Origin of the sequence: Paenibacillus sp. FSL R7-0652 (genome assembly GCF_038595045.1) — a bacterium.
Classification (GTDB): domain Bacteria; phylum Bacillota; class Bacilli; order Paenibacillales; family Paenibacillaceae; genus Paenibacillus.
This window is the reverse complement of the sequence record NZ_CP152001.1, coordinates 1,201,518-1,221,002: the sequence shown is the minus strand read 5'-3', so window position 1 is coordinate 1,221,002 and position 19,485 is coordinate 1,201,518. Positions and strand designations below refer to the sequence as shown.

Annotated in this window: 18 protein-coding genes; 2 read left to right on the top strand and 16 right to left on the bottom strand. The window is 46.4% G+C overall.

The genetic code is table 11. From position 1 onward, the window contains the following. Window positions 1–86: 86 nt before the first annotated feature. From MKY97_RS05410 to MKY97_RS05345, 14 genes are all read right to left on the bottom strand, one after another. Window positions 87–830, bottom strand: a complete 744-nt coding sequence (locus tag MKY97_RS05410; RefSeq protein ID WP_342554480.1) for a hypothetical protein — start codon at window positions 828–830, stop codon at window positions 87–89. Between the two features lie 27 nt (window positions 831–857). Continuing rightward, window positions 858–1,607 (bottom strand): hypothetical protein, encoded by a 750-nt coding sequence (locus tag MKY97_RS05405; RefSeq protein ID WP_342554479.1) that lies wholly within the window; start codon window positions 1,605–1,607, stop codon window positions 858–860. A gap of 313 nt (window positions 1,608–1,920) precedes the next feature. Beyond that, a complete protein-coding gene (locus MKY97_RS05400) occupies window positions 1,921–2,685 on the bottom strand; it encodes an amino acid ABC transporter ATP-binding protein (protein ID WP_342554478.1) in 765 nt (254 codons plus the stop codon). Between the two features lie 33 nt (window positions 2,686–2,718). After that, window positions 2,719–3,378 (bottom strand): amino acid ABC transporter permease, encoded by a 660-nt coding sequence (locus MKY97_RS05395; protein ID WP_342554477.1) that lies wholly within the window; start codon window positions 3,376–3,378, stop codon window positions 2,719–2,721. Between the two features lie 111 nt (window positions 3,379–3,489). Next, window positions 3,490–4,260 (bottom strand): amino acid ABC transporter substrate-binding protein, encoded by a 771-nt coding sequence (locus MKY97_RS05390; protein ID WP_342554476.1) that lies wholly within the window; start codon window positions 4,258–4,260, stop codon window positions 3,490–3,492. A gap of 128 nt (window positions 4,261–4,388) precedes the next feature. Further along, the gene (locus MKY97_RS05385) at window positions 4,389–4,949 is read right to left on the bottom strand and encodes a DUF4825 domain-containing protein (protein ID WP_342554475.1); all 561 of its coding nucleotides are present in this window, start codon (window positions 4,947–4,949) and stop codon (window positions 4,389–4,391) included. Beyond that, window positions 4,946–5,641 (bottom strand): permease prefix domain 1-containing protein, encoded by a 696-nt coding sequence (locus MKY97_RS05380; RefSeq protein ID WP_342554474.1) that lies wholly within the window; start codon window positions 5,639–5,641, stop codon window positions 4,946–4,948. Before MKY97_RS05380 ends, MKY97_RS05385 begins: the two co-directional genes overlap by 4 nt. Continuing rightward, window positions 5,638–5,997, bottom strand: a complete 360-nt coding sequence (locus MKY97_RS05375; protein ID WP_342554473.1) for a PadR family transcriptional regulator — start codon at window positions 5,995–5,997, stop codon at window positions 5,638–5,640. Before MKY97_RS05375 ends, MKY97_RS05380 begins: the two co-directional genes overlap by 4 nt. A 433-nt stretch (window positions 5,998–6,430) precedes the next feature. After that, window positions 6,431–7,936, bottom strand: coding sequence for an alpha-glucosidase/alpha-galactosidase (locus tag MKY97_RS05370; protein WP_342554472.1), 1,506 nt, complete (start codon window positions 7,934–7,936; stop codon window positions 6,431–6,433). A gap of 189 nt (window positions 7,937–8,125) precedes the next feature. Beyond that, complete coding sequence (locus tag MKY97_RS05365; protein WP_342554471.1) at window positions 8,126–8,890, bottom strand: ChbG/HpnK family deacetylase; 765 nt, start codon at window positions 8,888–8,890, stop codon at window positions 8,126–8,128. Between the two features lie 27 nt (window positions 8,891–8,917). Next, window positions 8,918–10,786 (bottom strand): beta-glucoside-specific PTS transporter subunit IIABC, encoded by a 1,869-nt coding sequence (locus MKY97_RS05360; protein ID WP_342554470.1) that lies wholly within the window; start codon window positions 10,784–10,786, stop codon window positions 8,918–8,920. A 216-nt stretch (window positions 10,787–11,002) separates the two neighbouring features. Then, on the bottom strand, window positions 11,003–11,854 hold the full coding sequence (locus MKY97_RS05355; protein WP_342554469.1) for a PRD domain-containing protein: 852 nt from the start codon (window positions 11,852–11,854) through the stop codon (window positions 11,003–11,005). 260 nt (window positions 11,855–12,114) lie between these two features. Further along, entirely contained in the window at window positions 12,115–13,161 is a 1,047-nt protein-coding gene (locus tag MKY97_RS05350) for an AraC family transcriptional regulator (protein WP_342554468.1), read from the bottom strand. Between the two features lie 80 nt (window positions 13,162–13,241). Then, window positions 13,242–13,859 (bottom strand): Type 1 glutamine amidotransferase-like domain-containing protein, encoded by a 618-nt coding sequence (locus MKY97_RS05345; RefSeq protein WP_342554467.1) that lies wholly within the window; start codon window positions 13,857–13,859, stop codon window positions 13,242–13,244. 264 nt (window positions 13,860–14,123) lie between these two features. Between MKY97_RS05345 and MKY97_RS05340 the strand changes: the two genes are divergently transcribed. Beyond that, window positions 14,124–14,747, top strand: coding sequence for a histidine phosphatase family protein (locus MKY97_RS05340; RefSeq protein ID WP_342554466.1), 624 nt, complete (start codon window positions 14,124–14,126; stop codon window positions 14,745–14,747). A 121-nt stretch (window positions 14,748–14,868) separates the two neighbouring features. Here MKY97_RS05340 and MKY97_RS05335 read toward each other — a convergent pair whose 3' ends face one another. Next, window positions 14,869–17,304, bottom strand: coding sequence for a rhamnogalacturonan lyase (locus tag MKY97_RS05335; protein ID WP_342554465.1), 2,436 nt, complete (start codon window positions 17,302–17,304; stop codon window positions 14,869–14,871). Between the two features lie 260 nt (window positions 17,305–17,564). After that, window positions 17,565–18,548 (bottom strand): LacI family DNA-binding transcriptional regulator, encoded by a 984-nt coding sequence (locus MKY97_RS05330; RefSeq protein ID WP_342554464.1) that lies wholly within the window; start codon window positions 18,546–18,548, stop codon window positions 17,565–17,567. An 88-nt stretch (window positions 18,549–18,636) separates the two neighbouring features. Between MKY97_RS05330 and MKY97_RS05325 the strand changes: the two genes are divergently transcribed. Then, window positions 18,637–19,473, top strand: coding sequence for an HAD-IIB family hydrolase (locus MKY97_RS05325; protein ID WP_342554463.1), 837 nt, complete (start codon window positions 18,637–18,639; stop codon window positions 19,471–19,473). Window positions 19,474–19,485 lie beyond the last annotated feature (12 nt).

Here is a 19,485-nt window from a genome sequence, read left to right as displayed (position 1 = left end):
GTCCTGACTCGCTAATTCACAGCCAGTCTGGCGTATAGGATATGCCTATAAATATTATAAGATCTATCATACTAATACAGCTGAACTTACCTAGGATTCAAAGTGAATAAAAAATTCCAAGTTGAGCCCTTCACTTCAATTTTCGCTGTAGTTCTAGTAGCAACTCTAGCTGCTGGGGAAGGTACATTTACTGGTGACCATCCATAATTTCTTGGAAGTATTGTTCCAGAGGTACCTATATCCAAAACTTTTGTTTGATTGCTTATTGCTTTACCACTAATACCCATCCCATTTTGGTGAACCTCCATCTTTTTCTCAGTTACTTTGTACAATGAGTCCTTAATTTCTAATCGATAATCGATTTTATTTATGTTTATATAACTAAATCCAGGGTCATCTAAATGAACAGTATAATAAATTGTTTCATAAAAAGTCATACCATTATTTGAGTCAGATTTATTACCTTTTGTTTGATGCTCTGATGCTGCTCTAATTTCAGTTTTGTACTGAACTGCTTCTTCTCCAGTTTTTTTATCAATGAGGTCATACAGTTTTTTGGTTTGTAATTCTTCTACAGACCCTATTATTTTCTCACCAGTTACATCGTTATCTATTGCTATCTCTATTTGAGATGTATGCTCAAGAAGACTTGACTCTAACTCTTTTTCATTTAATATACTCTGTTTATGAGTGTCAGCATAAATTCTTTTAATAGTATACTTTTCAGTATCAAATGAATGTTCGTTTTCCTGTGCAAAAACAGAAGTATTCCACAATGAAATGAATAATAGAACGGATAATATTATTCTTGAAAATCTCGGTTTTCTCAAAATTACTCCACCTTTCATTATTTTTTCTTACCTCGGATTCATACTAAATGAGAATTCCCACGAATTCGACCCTCTTGTAACTAAAGCAGTTGTTTTAGTTCCTAATCTAGTTATTCGATGATCAAATCGGGCAGCGACCCATCCGAAATCTCTAACCAATATCGTTCCTGAGCTATTTAAATCAACTGTAACAAATTGATTTTTGTACTTATTTTCGTTAATATCTGCCCCCCTTTGACTGATAAGCATTTTCTTTTGAGTTACTACATACTGAGGATCTTGTCTTTCAAATCTATAATCAATTTTATTAATATTTATATAATCGACAACATTTGTTGTTGCCGTATAATAAATTGTTTGAAAGAATTTTAATCCTCCAGATTTATCAATTCCATCATCACTTGCTTGATTTTCTGTTGAAGCCCTAATTTCTGCTTTGTAATGTACAGCTGCCTCACCAGTTTGTTTATCTACAAGGTCATAGAGTTTCTCAATTTCTGCATTTTCAATTAACCCAAGACTTGTTTCACCAGTTTCTGTATTAGTTAACTTAACTTCTCCCAGAGATACATGACTATTAGAGAATATGCTTGTTGCAAAATTTTTATTAGCTTCATCATTCTCTTGGAGCAGCTTAGAAGATCCTCTGACAATCTCGTATTTTTCCTCATCGTAGGTCACATCATCAAGTAGAGCTGAAGAAGACGAGCCAAAGGCAAAAGATGTAATAAAAATAATAGAAGCCATACATAGTTTTAATAATGAACTGTATTTCATAATATTCCTCCTCTTATAAATAATTCTTAAATCATATCATAAATATTTATAAAAAGTAGCAAATAATGGTTTTTATTCTAGATAACATACTTTATACCTACATAATTAGGAGGTTTCAACTATAAAATTAATTGTTAATCAATCAATTCGGCTGATTAATACCAAATTTAATTACTTCACTTTTTGTAATTATGAAGATTAAGATCGAATTCATTAATTTTTTTCACTAAAAAACGCGATGAACACACCACCCTGGGATGTATTCGTCGCGCACAGGTTAATTTTTACATATAACACATTTTTTTAAATCAATTCAACGAGACTCCCCTTGCATGTCCACCCGCTGCAAAAACGTCCGTGTACGTGCAAGCTTCGGATTGCCGAAAATCTGTTCTGGTGGCCCTTCCTCTGCAATTTCCCCGTTATCCATGAAGAAGACACGATCTGCGACATCACGGGCGAAGCCCATCTCATGCGTGACAATCATCATGGTCATGTTCTCCTGCGCTAACTGTTTAATGACACGCAGTACTTCTCCCGTCAGTTCAGGATCAAGTGCTGATGTCGGCTCATCGAACAGCAGAATGTCAGGCTGCATCATGAGTGCGCGAGCAATAGCTACACGCTGTTTCTGTCCACCAGACAGATTACCAGGGTAGACATCGGCCTTGTCCGACAACCCTACTTTGCCGAGTAGTTCCAGACTTCGCTTTCGGATGATTGCCAAGCTTTCTTTTTTCAACGTCTTTGGTGCGAGTTCTAGGTTCTCCCTTACAGTCAGATGCGGGAAGAGGTTGAAATGCTGAAACACCATCCCCATGCGATCCGTAATCTTGCGAATACCCGCGGAACCAGCGTAACGACCATTATCGACCAACGTCTGGTCCTGAATGCGAATCGTTCCGCCCGAAATATCCTCCAGATGAATCAGGCTGCGCAGCATCGTACTTTTTCCCGAACCCGAAGGCCCAATCACAGCAATCACTTCGCCTGGTTCCACGTTAAAAGATACCTGTTTCAGCACATCAAGTGTACCGAATGATTTTCTCAACTGATTTACTTCTATTATATGTGTCATATGCAGACAGTCCTTTGATTGATCAGATTTAATTTATTCAAATGAAAACCGCTTCTCCAATCCTTTAAACAACAAAGTAAGTACCAAAGTCATCAATAGGTACATGATCGCAGCGATGAAAAAAGCAATCAACTGCCCATCCCGATTTACTGCCGCTTGAGCATAATACAACAACTCATGCACAGAAACAGCATATAACAATGCCGTATCCTTAATCAGTGTAATAGACTCATTGGCTGTTGCAGGCAATACCACGCGGATCATCTGCGGAATAATGACCTTCATCATCGTTTGCCGTCTCGTTAAACCCAGCACTTTCGCTGCCTCATGCTGCCCCTTGTCTACAGAGAGCAATCCACCTCGGAAGATTTCGGCAAAATATGCCGCATAATTTAGTATAAACGCAATCGCTGCCGCAACAAACCGATCAAACACCAAATATTCGCCGATTACAGGCAGCAGTGGCAGACCGAAGCAGAAGAAGAAAATTTGCAGCAATAGCGGCGTGCCGCGCATAACATAGACGTACATATGAGCGATCCATGCAAGGGGCTTGAAACGACTTCGCATAATTAACGTTATCGCAAAACCAAACGGCACAGAGAGTATGATAGCGACCAAAAACATGAAAATCGTCATCTGAGCCCCTTCCAGCATTGGCTTCATCACGGTAAAAATATAATCCCAACTCATTATTATGTCTCCTCTAATCTGTTAACCCCGCATTCCTCTGCAGCTTCATGGGCTCCATCGTGGAATACGGGGTCATTTTGTTTTAACTCATATTTCAGGTGTCACACCAGTCTATTTCAGAACTTTATCTTCACCCAACCATTTGGTGGAGATTTTAGCTGCTGTTCCATCTGCATTAAGTTCATCCAGTGCTTTTTGCAACTGATTCAGCAGTTCTTCATTGCCTTTTTTGATCCCAATGCCATACTGCTCCGGAGCAAGGGCTTCATCCAACAGCTTGTACTTCCCCTCTTCCTTGGACATGTAATATCTCGCGACCACTTCATCAATAATGACTGCATCCAGCCGCTTCGTTTTTAAATCGGTCAGTGCAAGTACATTATCCTTAAATTCCGATGTTTTCACCTTGTCGTTCAAAGGACTTGCCGCGAGGGCGTCTGCCGCCGAGGACAGAGCCTGCAATCCTACATTTTTCCCGTTCAGTTCATCCAGCTTCGTAATTGGAGAATCGGCGAGTGTAAGTGCAACCTGACTGTTTTCCAGGTACGGCTTCGTAAAGAGCACTTTCTCTTTACGCTCATCTGTAATGGTGTACCCGTTCCAGATCATGTCGATCCGACCACTATTCAGCTCCAACTCTTTGGAAGACCAGTCGATCGGCTGGAATGATGCCTTTTTCCCCATTTTCTCAACAGCTGCACGGGCGTAATCGATGTCAAAGCCTACAATCTCATTCTGCTCATCGCGGAATCCCATCGGGGCGAATTTGTCATCGATCCCGATCACAATCGTATTCTCGTCCTTGTTAGCCGAGCTGGTACAGCCCGCCATAATGATCATACATATGCTGATAAATAATAGTAGAATCGCTCTTTTTCTCATCTTTCATACCCCTCCATGTCTATAACCAAGCCCAAACGCTTTAGTTCGTTACCACGTTATCAGAGCCTTATAATAACATAGCATGGAAGAAGAGTCGAGTATCTTGCCCATTTTCCAGTAAATCAACCCTAAGAGTTGTCAACAATTTGTGAAAATGCAGCTTGTACCTGAGCGGGTTCCACCAGTTTCTTTTGCACATCAGCATCCCAACGCTCCGGCTTTTGCAGCGCTCCAAGCTCCGTTCCCGCCCATTGCTGTGCACGGTTACGATCAAGCTCAATCTGCTTATCCTTGAATTGGTAAACTATCCGCTCCAAATTATCGATCAGCACAAAGTTCGCAACCGCATTATACACGAGGATCCGCTCCAGCTCCACGGAGTTCATCTCATCTGTATTCAGGCTGTAATTGATTTGAGCCGTGAATGTCTCTGGAAACAGCTGATAGCCGTCTAACTGCTCATGAAGAGGCAGACTTTGATTCAGATGGCTGAGATTCGAAAAATTACCCATATAGGCATTCCGGTATTTAGCCAAGGCGGTAAAATCATGGGTCAACGGACTCTTTTGCTCCGTTTCATACCGCTTCTGGTCTGCAGCAAGCTTGGGATTGATAAAACCTTCCACCACGACAAGACTAATCAATCCGATCATAAACAGGGAAATAATCAACAGATTCTTAGCTTTCATATCTCATCACCCACTTCATATTTGCTAACGTTCCGGTATGCCCGGTGTACAACCAAAGGAATCATGATACTGAGGAGCGGAACGGCAAAAGCAAACAGAAGAACAGCCAGCTGGTAAGGTCCATCCACCTGAATCGGCCGACTAAACCAGACATTGCTGCCGAATCGTAAAGCTGCCTGTGTACCCCAAATTGCTAGCACTGCAGCTGCCCACAGCCACCAGGCTCTGCGCTGCCACTGCCTTAGAAGCGGCATATGAATGCGTATCGTACTTTGCTCGTTGGAAACTTCACGCTGCCTGCTGCTCAACAAATAAAAACCATAAACAGCTCCTACAATCAAACTCACAAGCAAAAAAGTATTGTTCAGAGCAGCTCCTTCCAGCATCATTCGCATAGGAATCGTAACGATCCAGGCTGCAAGGCTGTAGATCAAAGTAGATTGCAGCAGCGCTGTCCAGTAAGGGACGCGTTTCACGCTCCGGTAGTCACTCATGAATTGTTCCATACCGTCCATATGCTGCACGGCCGTCTGAAACGCCTGTTCCTCATCCATTCCTTTCTCCAGATAATCCTCTATTCGTGCAGTAAGGTTACTGCGAATTTCTTCCTTCAATTCCTGATGTTCACGCGTATGCTGTGTACCAGCAAACAAGCTGTCCAAATGCCGGTTAATTCGTTTTTCCATTTTCATAGCTGCTCATCCCCTCGTTCACCCGACGCAATCATGCAATCGATTAATGTTTTGGCTGCATGCCAGGCTTGAACCTGCAGGTGATACACTTCATTGCCCTGGCTGGTGATCCGGTAATATTTCCGCCTTCCGCCCTGCGTCTCTTCTCCCCAATAGGACTCAACATAACCGCTCTTTTCCAGCCGTTTCAGACTGGAATACAGCGTAGGCTCTTTCAGTTCAAACTGCTCTCCGCTTTTGCGGTAGATTTCTTTAATGATGCCGTATCCGTAATTATCTTCTGGAATCAGTACACTTAATATGATGGGGTCAATATTACCTCGGATCAGATCACTATTAATTACTTGTATATCCATCGCTGTACTTCACCGACTTTCCTTCTCACATTCGTTTGTTCAATTCTGTCCTTTTACTTCCAAGTATACTATAAGACATATTACTATGTCTGTAAAGGTAATGTGTTATGTATAGTACATTGCTTCTTACTCTCTTTTACGCCTTGTTATCTATGAAAAGGAGAAAGGAGAAGACTATCCATGAACAAAACAAAAGACGAAGCAGCGCTATCGCTGTTTCGCCTTTTGTTTTCGTTCATTGTTCGTTATACGACAACGCTGTATTGCGAATCCCTGTTCAGACAGAATCATTATGCTGAACCGCCAAACATGCTAACAGGACACTGGCCGAGCTTCTTGCGAATGTCCAATAGCTGTACTGCTTTTAGCGGTAATCCAACATTTTACCTCCTCTGTCCTGCAGCTTTCTACTGTTTCTTTTTACTGTTTCTTGTTACTGCTGTATCTTCTCACGATCCTTGCCTTTGTCGGACTCACCTGCATTTTTGTTGGCGGCATCCCGATCCTGCTGCATTTCTTCCACGGTTTTCACCTTCAGACGTGCGGCACCTTCATATGCCTTGGTCGGAATAAGATTGCCCGCTGCAAGTCTTGCCTTCGCTGCCGCAATCGCCTCACCGTACTGAGGCAGCCACTGTGCTTGTGCCACCAGCATCTCGTCCACCATCTGCCAGATTTCCTTCGGATTGCAGACCGCACCAACCAGCGGGTCCATCATAAAAGCCTGCCGCAGCAGCGTGTCGTCTCCATGCACTGCCGCTTCAACCGCAAGGCGCTGTACCGAAATACTCACATTACACACCGCCGCAGGACCCAGCGGCAGATCACCCACATGAGGCATCGAGATGCCGCTGCGATCCACATAACCGGGGGCCTCGATAATGGCATCATTCGGCAGGTTGGAGATAATTCCGTTATTTACAGTGTTGAAGTGACCACGGTACACACGCCCTGTCTCCAGCCCTTCAATAATGTAAGACCCGTGCTCTTCACCACGTTTCTCCGGGATATACTGCATCGGGTCATCCTTCATCCAGTTCGGGAAATCCGTCTCAAACCAGTTCCGCCCCTCCGTGCACACACGCAGGTACCCACCTGTCTCACCGTTAATCCAGCTTCCCATATCAATCCAGTCATTGATTTCTTCAGCACGTTTGCGATACCATGGCACATATTCACTCAGATGGCCGTTAGACTCTGTACTGTAGTACCCAAACCGGCGCAGCATATCGATCCGAACCTTCTCGGTACGGCTGTACTCCGGATGCTTCTCGAAAGCTTCAAGCAAACCGCCCGTAAGGTCCCGACCTTCATGCGACGCCTGAATATACCACGTTTGATGGTTGATGCCTGCACAGATAATATCGACTTCACTCTTCTGCAGCCCGTACACTTCCGCAATCTGGTGATGTCCATGCTGCACGCCGTGACACAGACCGATCGTCCGTACACCACCGTATTGGCTGCAGGCCCATGTCAGCATCGCCATTGGATTAGAGTAGTTCAGCAACAGCACATCCGGCGCACTCTGCTCCCGAATATCTTTGCAGATCTCCAGCATCTCGGCGATCCCGCGCTGTCCATACATAATACCGCCTGCACACAGCGTGTCCCCAACACATTGATCTACCCCGTATTTAAGCGGAATGTCCACATCGGTCGCAAAAGCTTCCAGTCCTCCGACACGAATCGTACACAGCACATACTTCGCGTCTTTCAGTGCTTCTCTCCGATTGGTTGTCGGCTGAATCTGAATCTTCAATCCGTTCTCACGTATGTCCCGCTGACACAGCTCGGTCACCATGTCCAGATTATGCTGGTTAATATCGCAAAATGCGATCTCAATATTGTTGAATTCCGGTACAGTCAGCAGGTCACGCAGCAATCCCCGTGTAAATCCAATACTTCCCGCTCCGATAAATGCCACTTTAAACGACATGTACATGTCCTCCCGTAATCCGAACCTTCCGGCTTCGGTTAATGACTTGCTCCATGTGTTCATTGTAGCAATGGAGATGCAGAGAGCGTTATCAAAATCATGACCTGTTCACGGATATATTGTCAAAAATCCTAACCTTTCTTCACAGCTCTGCACTGCTCTTGCAGCACTATACGAGGCACCCCACTGTCATAGCTGGCTGTAGCTGATCAGTGTAATGCCGTGTTCCTCTATATAATCCCGCAGCGCTGGATTCAACAATAATGCGAGGTCATGTTCACGCTCATCCACCAGAGATGAGATGCTGCGCAGTTCCTCGTCCGCATACCCCGGATGTCCGGCAATTTCAACGATGCAGTCAGTATCTTTATACTCATCCAGGATGCCGCGCAACCACGGTTCCTGAAGAGAAGGTACAGCTGGATCACCACACAGCTTATCGGTAGACCGGATTCCAGCTTCTGCGATCTTCCCGCTCAGCTCGGGAGACAGGAGGTCGTCTCTTCTCATCGGAACGTTATACTCCCGAGCCAGTTCCATAACCAAATCCAGCATTTTTGTATCTTTAAGACTTACACCATGATGAGTGTCCAGATGATTTAACGTCAGCCCCGAATCCAGAAACGCCTCAATCTGCGCTTTCAGCTCAGCCCGGACTTCCCCGGCATCATAGGACAACGGTATTAGCCCCGGCTTCCGATAGAAGCGGCCTGACGCATCTACGATACTTTGTACAGCCGAAGCCTGCAGCATAGGCGCCATGAACGTCAGATTGAGATGTACACCCATAGCTGTAATTCCTGCTTCAAGAGCCATGACACTGCTTTTTTCAAAATGTTTCGAATTCACCAGCGCTGAAGTATCTGTAATCAGCCCCTGTTTCATACCATGAATAATGCCTTCGCTTACTTTCGTAGTAATGCCAAAATCGTCTGCATTAATAATCAGCTTCATCCTACTCCGCCCCTCTTCTGTGCTAACTTACGATCGAACAGACAGCAGTTTCTCCGTTACGGCAACCTTTCCTTCTGACAGCAGGGGTGTAATCGTACGGTATTGATCAGAGTTTGTCACAACAATCGGAGTTGTCAATTTGAATCCCTCGTCCTGAATACGCTGCATATCGAATTCAATCAGCACATCACCCTGTCTGATCCGGTCACCCTGCTGCACCTTCTGGGTAAAATACTGCCCTTTTAATTTCACCGTATCGATTCCGATATGCATGAGAATTTCGACACCTTCATTGGAAGTGACTGCGATTGCATGTGCACTTTTCATCGTTACAGAAACGACGCCGTCTACCGGGGACACCAATTGACCTTTGGACGGAATAACAGCAGCTCCTTGGCCCATCGATTCTGAGGAAAATACGACGTCTTCCACTTCACGAAGGGGAATAACCGTGCCTTCAAGCGGACTTCTAATCAAGCTTTCTACCGCTCCGTTCATATCGATCGCAGCTTCATTCTGTTCCTTTTCTACCGTAGAACCTTCAGTCCCCCGCTCATTGTCCTTGCTCTCATAACCGAACAGAACAACGCACAACGCTCCACCTGCAATCGCTGTTAATATACCAATAATGTAGAACAGCACCGGACTCTGGGCGGGCAGCGTAAACACATTGAGGAAGAAGTTGAACACAATCAGCTTCACCCCGAGATATCCTATAACTCCACCGCCGATGGCGCCCGCTGCGACGAGATAAATGAGTGTTTTGCGATAACGCAGAATAATACCGTACAGAATAGGTTCGGTAACCCCCGACAAAATCGCGGACAGGAATGCGGAACCACTTAATGCTTTGAGATCTTTATCCTTCGTTTTCAGGAATACACCGAGACCAATCCCCATTGAAGCCGCAACCGAGGCTGCCGCAAGTGGAACGATCAGATCTCCACCCGCACTCAAATTATTCATAATAATGGGCACCGTCGCCCAATGTAACCCAAGCAGCACCAGGAAAGACCACGTACCCCCAAGAATAATTCCAGCGATAACCGAATTACTGTTGATCAGGAAATTAACAAGATCCCCCACCCATTGGCCCACATACTGCCCGAATGGACCAATCAGCATTGCCGTCAGCGGTACCATGATGACAAGGGATAGAAAAGGCACCGCGAACAGCTGTACATTTTTGTGCATGATTTTTTTCAGGAATTTCTCCAACACCGCATATATGCTGACCGCAATGAACATCGGAAACACCGATGAAGCATAGTTCATTAACGATACAGGAATGCCGAGAAAATGGGTCGTACCTCCTGCTGCTGTCAGCGCCGTAAAATTAGGCTCCATTAATGCAGCTCCGATCGCTGCAGCCACATAAGAGTTCACATTCAAAACTTTAGCAATCGTGATCCCGAGCAGAATGGGCAGGAAATAAAAGATCGAGTTGCCCGCCGCAGCCAATATAGCATATGTTCCACTGTCTACAGCAATCCAGCCTGCTCGCTCAAGAACAATAAGCAGCGCCTTGACCAGACCGGCCCCGGCAAATACAGGGATTAGAGGCGTCAAACTGCCTGATATCAAGCCAAAGATGGCTGAACGAATTCCCTTCTTTTCTTTGGCTGCGCCCTCACCAGACCCCGCTCCATCGAATTCTCCTTCGGCAGCGATATGTTTGTATACCTCAGAAACGTCATTGCCCACAACGACCTGAAATTGACCGCCGCTCTCAACCACCTTCAATATGCCTGCTGTGTTCTCCAACGTGTTTGCATCCGCTTTACGATTATCGTTTAAGACAAATCTTAAACGGGTAGCGCAGTGAGTCAGCGATTGAATATTGTCCCTTCCTCCAACGTGGTCTACAATGCGCTCAGCCAATTTGTGATGATCCATGCTGTTCCCCCCATACTTTTGTGTAATTACTCCAATTCAGACTTCCGCTATATTAGCTGTGATAAAAATAAAAACCTGAACTGAAGCTCGTCTACTGACCTTAAGTCAATACACCAGCCTCAGTTCAGGTTTCGCCTGCCGAACAGTCACAATCCCTAGATCTATTCTCTTTCTTGTTCATTCCTCATTTGTCTGTCAGGGTTTCATCGCTGTTCTTCATTCTTCCGTCAGCTCATGCTCCCGGTGGGTGACCCGATGAATATGGATCATGAAATAAACCATTTCCTCATTCGTTGTTTTCTTTTCGTAATTAATCTTCAGGTAATTCCTAATCTTTTTGGCACATGCATACGATTCAGGGTACTTGTCCTTCACATGATCGTACAAAGAATCCCTCTCCTCGGGAATCAGCTCATCATGTAAAATCCTGTATGCAAAATACCGCAGATGTGTAAGAAAACGACTGTAATTAATCGAACTTTCATCCAGTTTAATTCCAAAATGATATTTCACGATGTTTGCCAGATCGTTAACAATCTTTGTCATCTGATAGGTTTGCTTCATATCCTGTCCACGCTGCTGCGCATTAACAAAATGAAGGGCAATGGAACCAGCCTCATCCTCCGGCAGCCTCACACCTGTTTTCTGTTCAACAATGTTCAGGGCGTTCAGAGCGACCTCGTATTCGGAAGCATAAAATTTTTTGATCTCCCACAGCAGGGCATTTTTTACGATGATGCCTTCAGGAAATCTTCTGATCGCAAAGCTGATGTGATCTGTCAGGGTAATGTAGATGTTGTCACTGAATTTAAGAGCAAGCTGCTGTTCGGCATATTCAATAATTTCATTGGACAGCTCCAGATGTTCTGTTGGAATTTCGCCAATCAGACCCATCAGTTTGTCAGACGTCGCTTTCTCGACCACAAACTTCTTCTCCACCTGAGAGAAGTCAATGTCGTCTTGGTTATGTTTGTTGTATCCTATCCCTTTTCCCATCACAATCATTTCGTCCCCGTTGTCGTCGGTCAGTAAAATCACATTGTTGTTAAATATTTTTCTAATCTTCATCTGCATCACCCCCGTCTCATCATTTTTTTGTCTCGGTACTACTCCATAAAAAAAACCTAAATTGAAGCAGCAGCATGTACAGCTCATGTCTACTACGAACAATTTAGGTATCGCCTGCCGAACAGTCACAATCCTGAATATATGATTATCATAACCTTAACTTATAAATGAATCGTTACTCTGAACACAGAATAGCATGAATACCCTTTCGATTCAACACTTACTTTCTGTCAGGCTTTATGTTAAATGAACTGCCGCTTTTATTCCAATTCCTCCGGGTACCTCCATTGTGTCCGCTCGATCGAACCTCGGAATTGAACAGGTGTCATCCCGGTGTACTTCTTGAACAACATATGAAAATACTGCCGGCTTCCCACACCAACGTAGTCCGAAATTTCGGAGATCGGGATATCGGTTTGCTGCAGCAGCATCTTCGCTTTTTCCATCCGCAGCATCGTCAGGTAATCGGTCGGAGTCCGCTGGGTGTAGTTACGGAAAAGGCGGTGCAGATAACCGGGGTGCAGATTAACCGCGGCGGCTATATGCTTCATCTGAATACTGCGATCCATATTCTGATACATGAATTCAACTGCCCGTTTCACATACACTTCTGTCTGGTCCAGCGTGCTTCGCTCCATTTCTCCCCGCAGTCTTGCCATGCGAACGAGCAGTTGAATAAATAGAGTCCGCACCAGTGTTCCCTGATCGGGAGTTGTCAGGTTTCGAGCCTCACGATGAAGCGTGCGCTCGTGCGGGGGAATAACACCCGGATTTACAGCAGCGGGAATGTCCGTTTCCTTCTGCTTCTCTCCCTTTCGCCGTTCCATCATCCCGCGCTGATCCAGTTCCAGCACCAGGCTTTTCATTGTGTAATACACCTCTTCCGGGTCAGGCAGTACGAGATAAGGAGCGGTATGGGTCAGAAAAGTATGCACTGCTTCTTCCTCCAGTGCAAGCCGTCTGATGGAAGGTTGTCCGGGTGCAGCAGGGGTAAATCCAAACTCGACATTCAGCATCCGGCACGGCACGCCGTCCTGCACCAGCAGTCGATGGGGAACGCCTGCATCCAGCAGGATAAACTGCCCTTTTTTCAACACGGCCTGTTCCGAACTTCCATCAGCCATCATCACATCTACCCGGCATATCCCTGAAATGATGTACATAATTTCCGTAGAATTATGGGTGTGATAGGACATCTGATAGTCATCCCACTGCTTGTAATAGTACGCGAAAAATTGCGGCCCCCAGTCTTCTGTTCGAAGTGGTTCTCGAAAAAGACTTCCTGAAAAGGATTCGGTTCGATTCATCCCCTCCTGACTCCTCCCTTCATGCGCAGTAATGGAAAACGGTGCCGGGATTCCCTTCCTTATAATTCAGGAAATTGACGTTAAATACCAACGATCCGGTGCTGCTCTCCATCCACAACAATAACCTGGGAGTTCGTAATCGGGACAAGAGGCAGTGCAGACTCATAGGCTGCAATGACTTGTGCCGCCGATTCGACAAACGGGAAACAGCCTACATGCGGAACAGGATAAAAATCAATGGCATGCAGTCCTTCATAACTGGATAAATCCGGTGCTGCAGCACAATCATCCATGGCCTTTACATATGCAATATCGGGGGCAAGTACAATGGAACCCGCCGACTCTCCTATATATATTTTCCCCTCCCGAATATGAGCTTGAATCCACTGTTCTGCTCCGCTTCTACGAAGTTCCTGCAGCAGAAAAAACGTATTCCCGCCTGATACGTAGATCAGATCACTTCGCTGCAGCTTGTCTGCTGTTTCTTCAACCGATGCAGTGGATACTTCCAGCTCTTCTACGATAAGCCCACGCTTCTCAAGGGCCTGTCTGCCTGCATGTACATAAGCATCGTATGGCTCATGAACAGCAGCTGTCGGGATAAAGGTCACCGTTCTCCCGGATAACTCCTCTTCCAATGTGTCTAACAAACCTGCAGTCTCTTCAAAGGAAGCGGATAAAAACAATTTTTTCATCATGATAGACCTCCGTGCTCTACTGTATTGAATTTCATCATATGAATTCATTATATACCTTACAAAACGTTTTAAATATGATTCCATTGAATCATCCGCTGGCCGCCTTTGAATAGTTGATCGATTGGAAATTATTGAATTGGGATCGGAGTCCATTTACACTGTTTATATCTAATGAAAGATGGGAAGTTCTCTCCAAGCATCTGCTGGGTCCTGATATCATTAATCGTTTCTTCCTAAAATACAGTAAGAAGGAGATTTCATACGATGAGTACAACCTTTTATCTGGTGAGGCATGGTATCAAAAAAAGGGATATCGGGGACGTACCGCTTACCCCGGAAGGCAGCCGACAAGCCGAATTAACCGCCCGGCACTTTGCAAGCGCTTCATATGATATCCACCGCATTGTAGCGAGTCCTCTTCGCAGAGCACAAGAAACCGCTCAGGCTATCGCTTCCCTCACCCAATCCGATGTAACGGAAGATGCACGCCTGCGGGAGCGCGCGAATTGGGGCGATGTTCCTGAGCAGACCTTTGAACAATTTGTTGACTTGTGGAACCAGTGTACAGCAGACCCCGAGTTCGTTCCCCCCGTCGGCGATTCGGCCAAGCAGGCAGGGACACGACTGGCGTCCTTGCTCAATGAGCTGGCGGCACAGGAGCCGCCCGGAAGTCATATTGTTTTGGCAACACACGGCGGGCTGATTACCGATTTTCTGGTGCAAACCTTCTCCGAGGAAGAGTTAAACCGTTGGCACCCTAATTTTCTGGTGATGCAGAATCGTCTTGTTCCCGAATGTTCGATCACCAAACTGATCTATCACGATGGTCAATATACGCTGGAATCTTTCGCTTCTGCGGCTCACTTAACCGAAAATAACGAAAAGTAATATCCAGCCATCAGATCAAAAAAAGCTCTGGAATGTCCCTGAGTTATCATTACACAGGATAGAATTCCAGAGCTTTTCCGGCTGCTGCGATTGTCATTTGCCTTCAATTCACCTAAGCTGCTTACTTATCCCCCTTGCCTTTTCCCGGGGTATAGAAGTTCGGCAGCGTCACCTTTGACCAATCGATATCGGATGCCATGTAGAAGGACGGGTAGGATGGCTGATTATAGCCGCTGTTCTGTCCGGCAATGCCCACGCGGTACATCGCATCATGCATCAGCGTGTACAGCTTGCGATCCGTCTTTTCGGTGCTTAGATAGATACGTATAGCAGAACTGTCGGCCGTGCGCACAAGCATCTCTTCACGCCAGTCACCGAATATATCTGCGACCAGCGAAGGTGTACCTTTGGTATGGTTATTGGTTAAGGTTCCCGCTGCGGTCAGCAGCGTGCCGCGTTTCCAATCCTTGATTGTAGGCGTAACATCGATGGCACCGTCCACAATCTGGGTGGTCATGTCTGCAGCCCAGCGAATGCTCATATTGGTTCCGGGCGCCTGATCACTTACTTTTTCACCCTGTGCTGTCCATAATCCGACAGCCCATGTCTCCAGCCCACGCCGGGTTGGGTCAACATCCCCGACCATGCCGCGACCGGTATCTTTGCCCGTATACCCGCCATAGATCACTTCTCCGGTTTTCGCATCACGCAGGGAGTATCCGTACGGTGCCCAAGGTCCACCCTCATGCACCATGAATATTTCCAGCCCCGGGCGATCCGGGTCGATGTCTGCGACATGCAGCGCATCACCGTGTCCGAGACGGGCCGTGGTCCCCGGTGCAGCACTTTCAGGCGGCATGACATCGGTGGAGCTGTACAAGACACTGCCATCATGGTCAATCGTGGCCGAACCATAGATAATCTCCTGTTTGCCGTCCCCATCCACATCAGCCACACTGAAATAGTGTGCTCCCTGCGTCGTAATGGAGCCGTACCGCGGATCTGTTCCATCTATACCATGCGGCCCGTCATTAAACGGGTTCTTCATCGGTGTCCAGCCGCTGTCTACCATCCACTCTTTTTTCAGTTTCCTGCCATCCCAATTGTAGGCAGCTATGGTGGAGCGAGTGTAATATCCACGCGCAAAAATCGCAGACGGTTTCCTGCCATCCAGATAGGCAGCTCCCGCCAGGAAACGGTCCACCCGGTTGGCCGGTTCAATGCGCGCCATCGCATAATCACCCCACATCAGGCCGTCATCATGGCGTCCCGGTTCATACGGGACGGTTTGTAATTCTTTTCCCGACTTCCCTTCAAATACGGTAATATACTCCGGCCCATCGACAATAAATCCTTCGAACTTGCGCAGTTCATTGCGAGCGCTCCGCTGCGGTGCGTACACATCCATGAAATAGTCGGCCAGACTTTCCGCATCCTGCCGGGATAACGGATAGCTGTACTTTTTCTCCATACCAAACGCTTCTTCCAGCGTCGCAGGCCAGTTTCCTTTGACTACCTCTTCGTGTTTATGCCAGTTTCGGAACATCTCGACAACATGATCATAGTACCCCTCAGCACTCAGGCGATAGTCATCCTCATTTGTAACCCCAGCTTTACGATCTTCCTTCGGCAGTGTGATGTACTTCTGTGAAGTTGGTTTTCCCTTTTTGTTGTATTTAATAATTTGTGTGCCCGGAGCAGTTTTGAACATCAGTTCGGCCTTACCGTCTCCGTCAAAATCATAAACAAGCATCTGCGTATAATGCGCACCCGAACGAATGTTAACTCCCAGATCAATCCGGTACAGCAGCTGTCCGTCCAGCGTGTAACAGTCTACGTAGGTGTTTCCGGTATAACCTTTTTGCGATACGTCCTTGGCGTTGGACGGCTCCCATTTGACAAAAAACTCGTACTGTCCATCTCCATCCACATCGCCGACACTCATGTCATTGGCGCTGTAGGTGTAAGCTTCACCTGCTGGTGTTACACCATCAGCCGGCTTTTGCAGTGGAATATCAACATACCCGTTCGCCCAAGGTTTGACGGATGCGCTGCGTTTGCTTTCTTTCCCCTTGCTGTTCACCGCAGCAACTTCATAACGAGAAGAAGTATTGCCCGTGCTGTCGACATAGTTGGTGCTGTCTGTAACTGCTGCAATCTTTATGCCATCCCGATAAACATTGAAATCCGTACCTGTTAGCCCCTTGTCACTGTACCCTGTCGCCTCGTCGCCAAGTAATCTCCAGCTTAGAAAAACGCCTTCGGACGTCGAAGCCGCCACCAGCCCTCGATCCAGCTTCTCCAGCTGTATGCCTTTCCCACGGCTGCCACCTTTGTCTTTGGCATTCATGTCTGCCTCCAAGGCACCACCTCCCTGAAATTGTGAAGTATCCGCTCCGGTGATCCCGGCGGTTCCACCAAGGACCAAAGCCAAACTGAGTGCAGATGAGAGCACTTTGGCTGCAAGGGGTAATCGTGAGCCGCTTATCCTTCTTTTTCTGGAATACTGCCCACTAATGCTCCCTGCATCTACCGGCGTAGTTGTTTTCACATTCATCCAGCTTCACGCTCCTTCAGCATAATGTTTGCGCTTACATAAATGAAAAGAGAAACCTTGATCTGCAGGCGGCTCTGGCCGTTCTTCTTTTCATCCTCTTCGATCCACACTATGCGATCTATCCTGTTCGAATGAAATGCAGAACAAACTTTACCGCCTACCCGGTACTATTATAGACATCCTTATCTCCTGACCATAGGCAAATATCCGTCTAAAATAATTAATATTCAGTGTATCTGCTCAGCTGGGAAATCACGATATTACCCTGACCCACGAATAATCAGCGAAGTTTGGTATGTACGCAGCACAGGAGCAGACCGCATGCCTTCCAGACGTTGAATCAGACATTCGGTAACATCTCTTACCATCTCCGGAATCCGGTTGGGTAATGTGGTCAGTTCCGGAGTGGTCATCAGACTTACTGGATGATTATCGAAGCCGATTACAGATACCTGCTCAGGGATCAAAACTCCGTATTTCTGCGCTGCCTTCAGCAATCCTGCAGCTGCGTAATCACTGCCTGTTATGATACCGTCCGGCCATGATGCCGCAGTGAATATACGTTCACCCCACGCATACCCATCCTGCATTGTAATCAGTCCTGAATGACACTGTGAACGTAAGCATACCTTGCCAGATTCTTGATGGGCCTGCTGGAATCCAGCCCACCTTTTCTGCTGCAGTGGCGTCTCATGATCCATTCCGAAAAGCAGCTGCTCCCGCCCTCTGGAGAGCAGGTAGGACGCTGCTTGGTACACTGCATCCTGCTCATCCAGCCGGAAGACATCCAGAAACTCTCCCTCCATAGCTTCATTGCAGATGATGCCAACGCCTGTGCCTATACATTCTTTAATCTCTTTCTCCGTGTAATTTGAATGCGCAATAATGACGGCATCCATCTCACGGCGCAGCAGGCGTTCGTAGACTTCCTTTTCCAGCGTTCGTGAGAACTCCGTTTGATAAATCACAACCCGATATGCTCTTGAACCCAAAGAACGACTGAGCTCACTAACAAGCTGACTGAAAAAAGGATGCTCCACATCCGGGACAATGACCCCGATATGACGACTTTCCTGAAGGCGAAGCTGTACTCCATGTGTGTTCCGAACATATCCAAGCTTCTGAACGGCTTCCTTCACCTTCGCCCTGCTTTCATCAGACACATGTGGATGATTGTTCAATACCCGGGATACGGTGGATTTGGACAGACCGCTTGCACGGGAGATATCAATAATGGTTGGCAACAAAAAACACCTCGTCATAAAGAATTGACCTGGGAACGTTCCCAGCTTCTAAGATACAAGTAACTAAACTTAGGAGGTATTACACCGCTTGGATACAATACACATTCCGGTTAAAACCCAGTATCTGATCCTGTTTGATTTTGACGAAACCTACTTCCCTCATGAATGTCTGCCAGAACAGCTGGAGAGGGTATATGAACTCGAACGTTATATGAATAAGCTGACCTTCAGTCATCAAGTAAAAACGGCCTGGATTACCGGCAGCAGCATGAAACAGATTCAGCTCAAAATGAAAATGGCAGGCATGACACAGCTTCCTCATTATATCGCCAGCAATCTGGGAACAGATCTATGGGAACTGTGTTCCGATGGGACATGGACCGCTATCCCTTCCTGGCAAAAGAAAATCCAACGCTCGGGCTTTTCCCGTGGAGACGTCGAGGACCTTATCGCCGAATTGAAGCATACCTACAATATTGTTCTTCATGAACAGACGCAGTTTGGCCAATCGGGATACAAAATGAACTATTACTATTATGAAGCATCCTCAGTTAAAACCCAATATGATCTGTCAGTGATCAAACACTTGGCTTCCTGCGCCGGTATTGGAATCAATATCAATCAATGCAACCCCAAGGCTGGCGATCCGGAAGATGCTTACGATGTTGATTTTATCCCGCTTGGAACGGGAAAAAAAGCTGCGCTTCAGTTTCTGATCGAGTATACTCAGGTTCCTCTATCGAATACACTCGCTTTTGGTGACAGCGGAAATGATATTGAGATGCTGCAGACGGCTGCTCACGGATATCTTCTCCAGAATGCTACAGCCGAAGCCAAAGCCTATCATAAATCTATTGCACCCTATCCCTATGCCGAAGGAATTTTGCATGTATGCCGACAACTCTTCGAAGCACAGCACCTCTAAGAAGCAGTACCT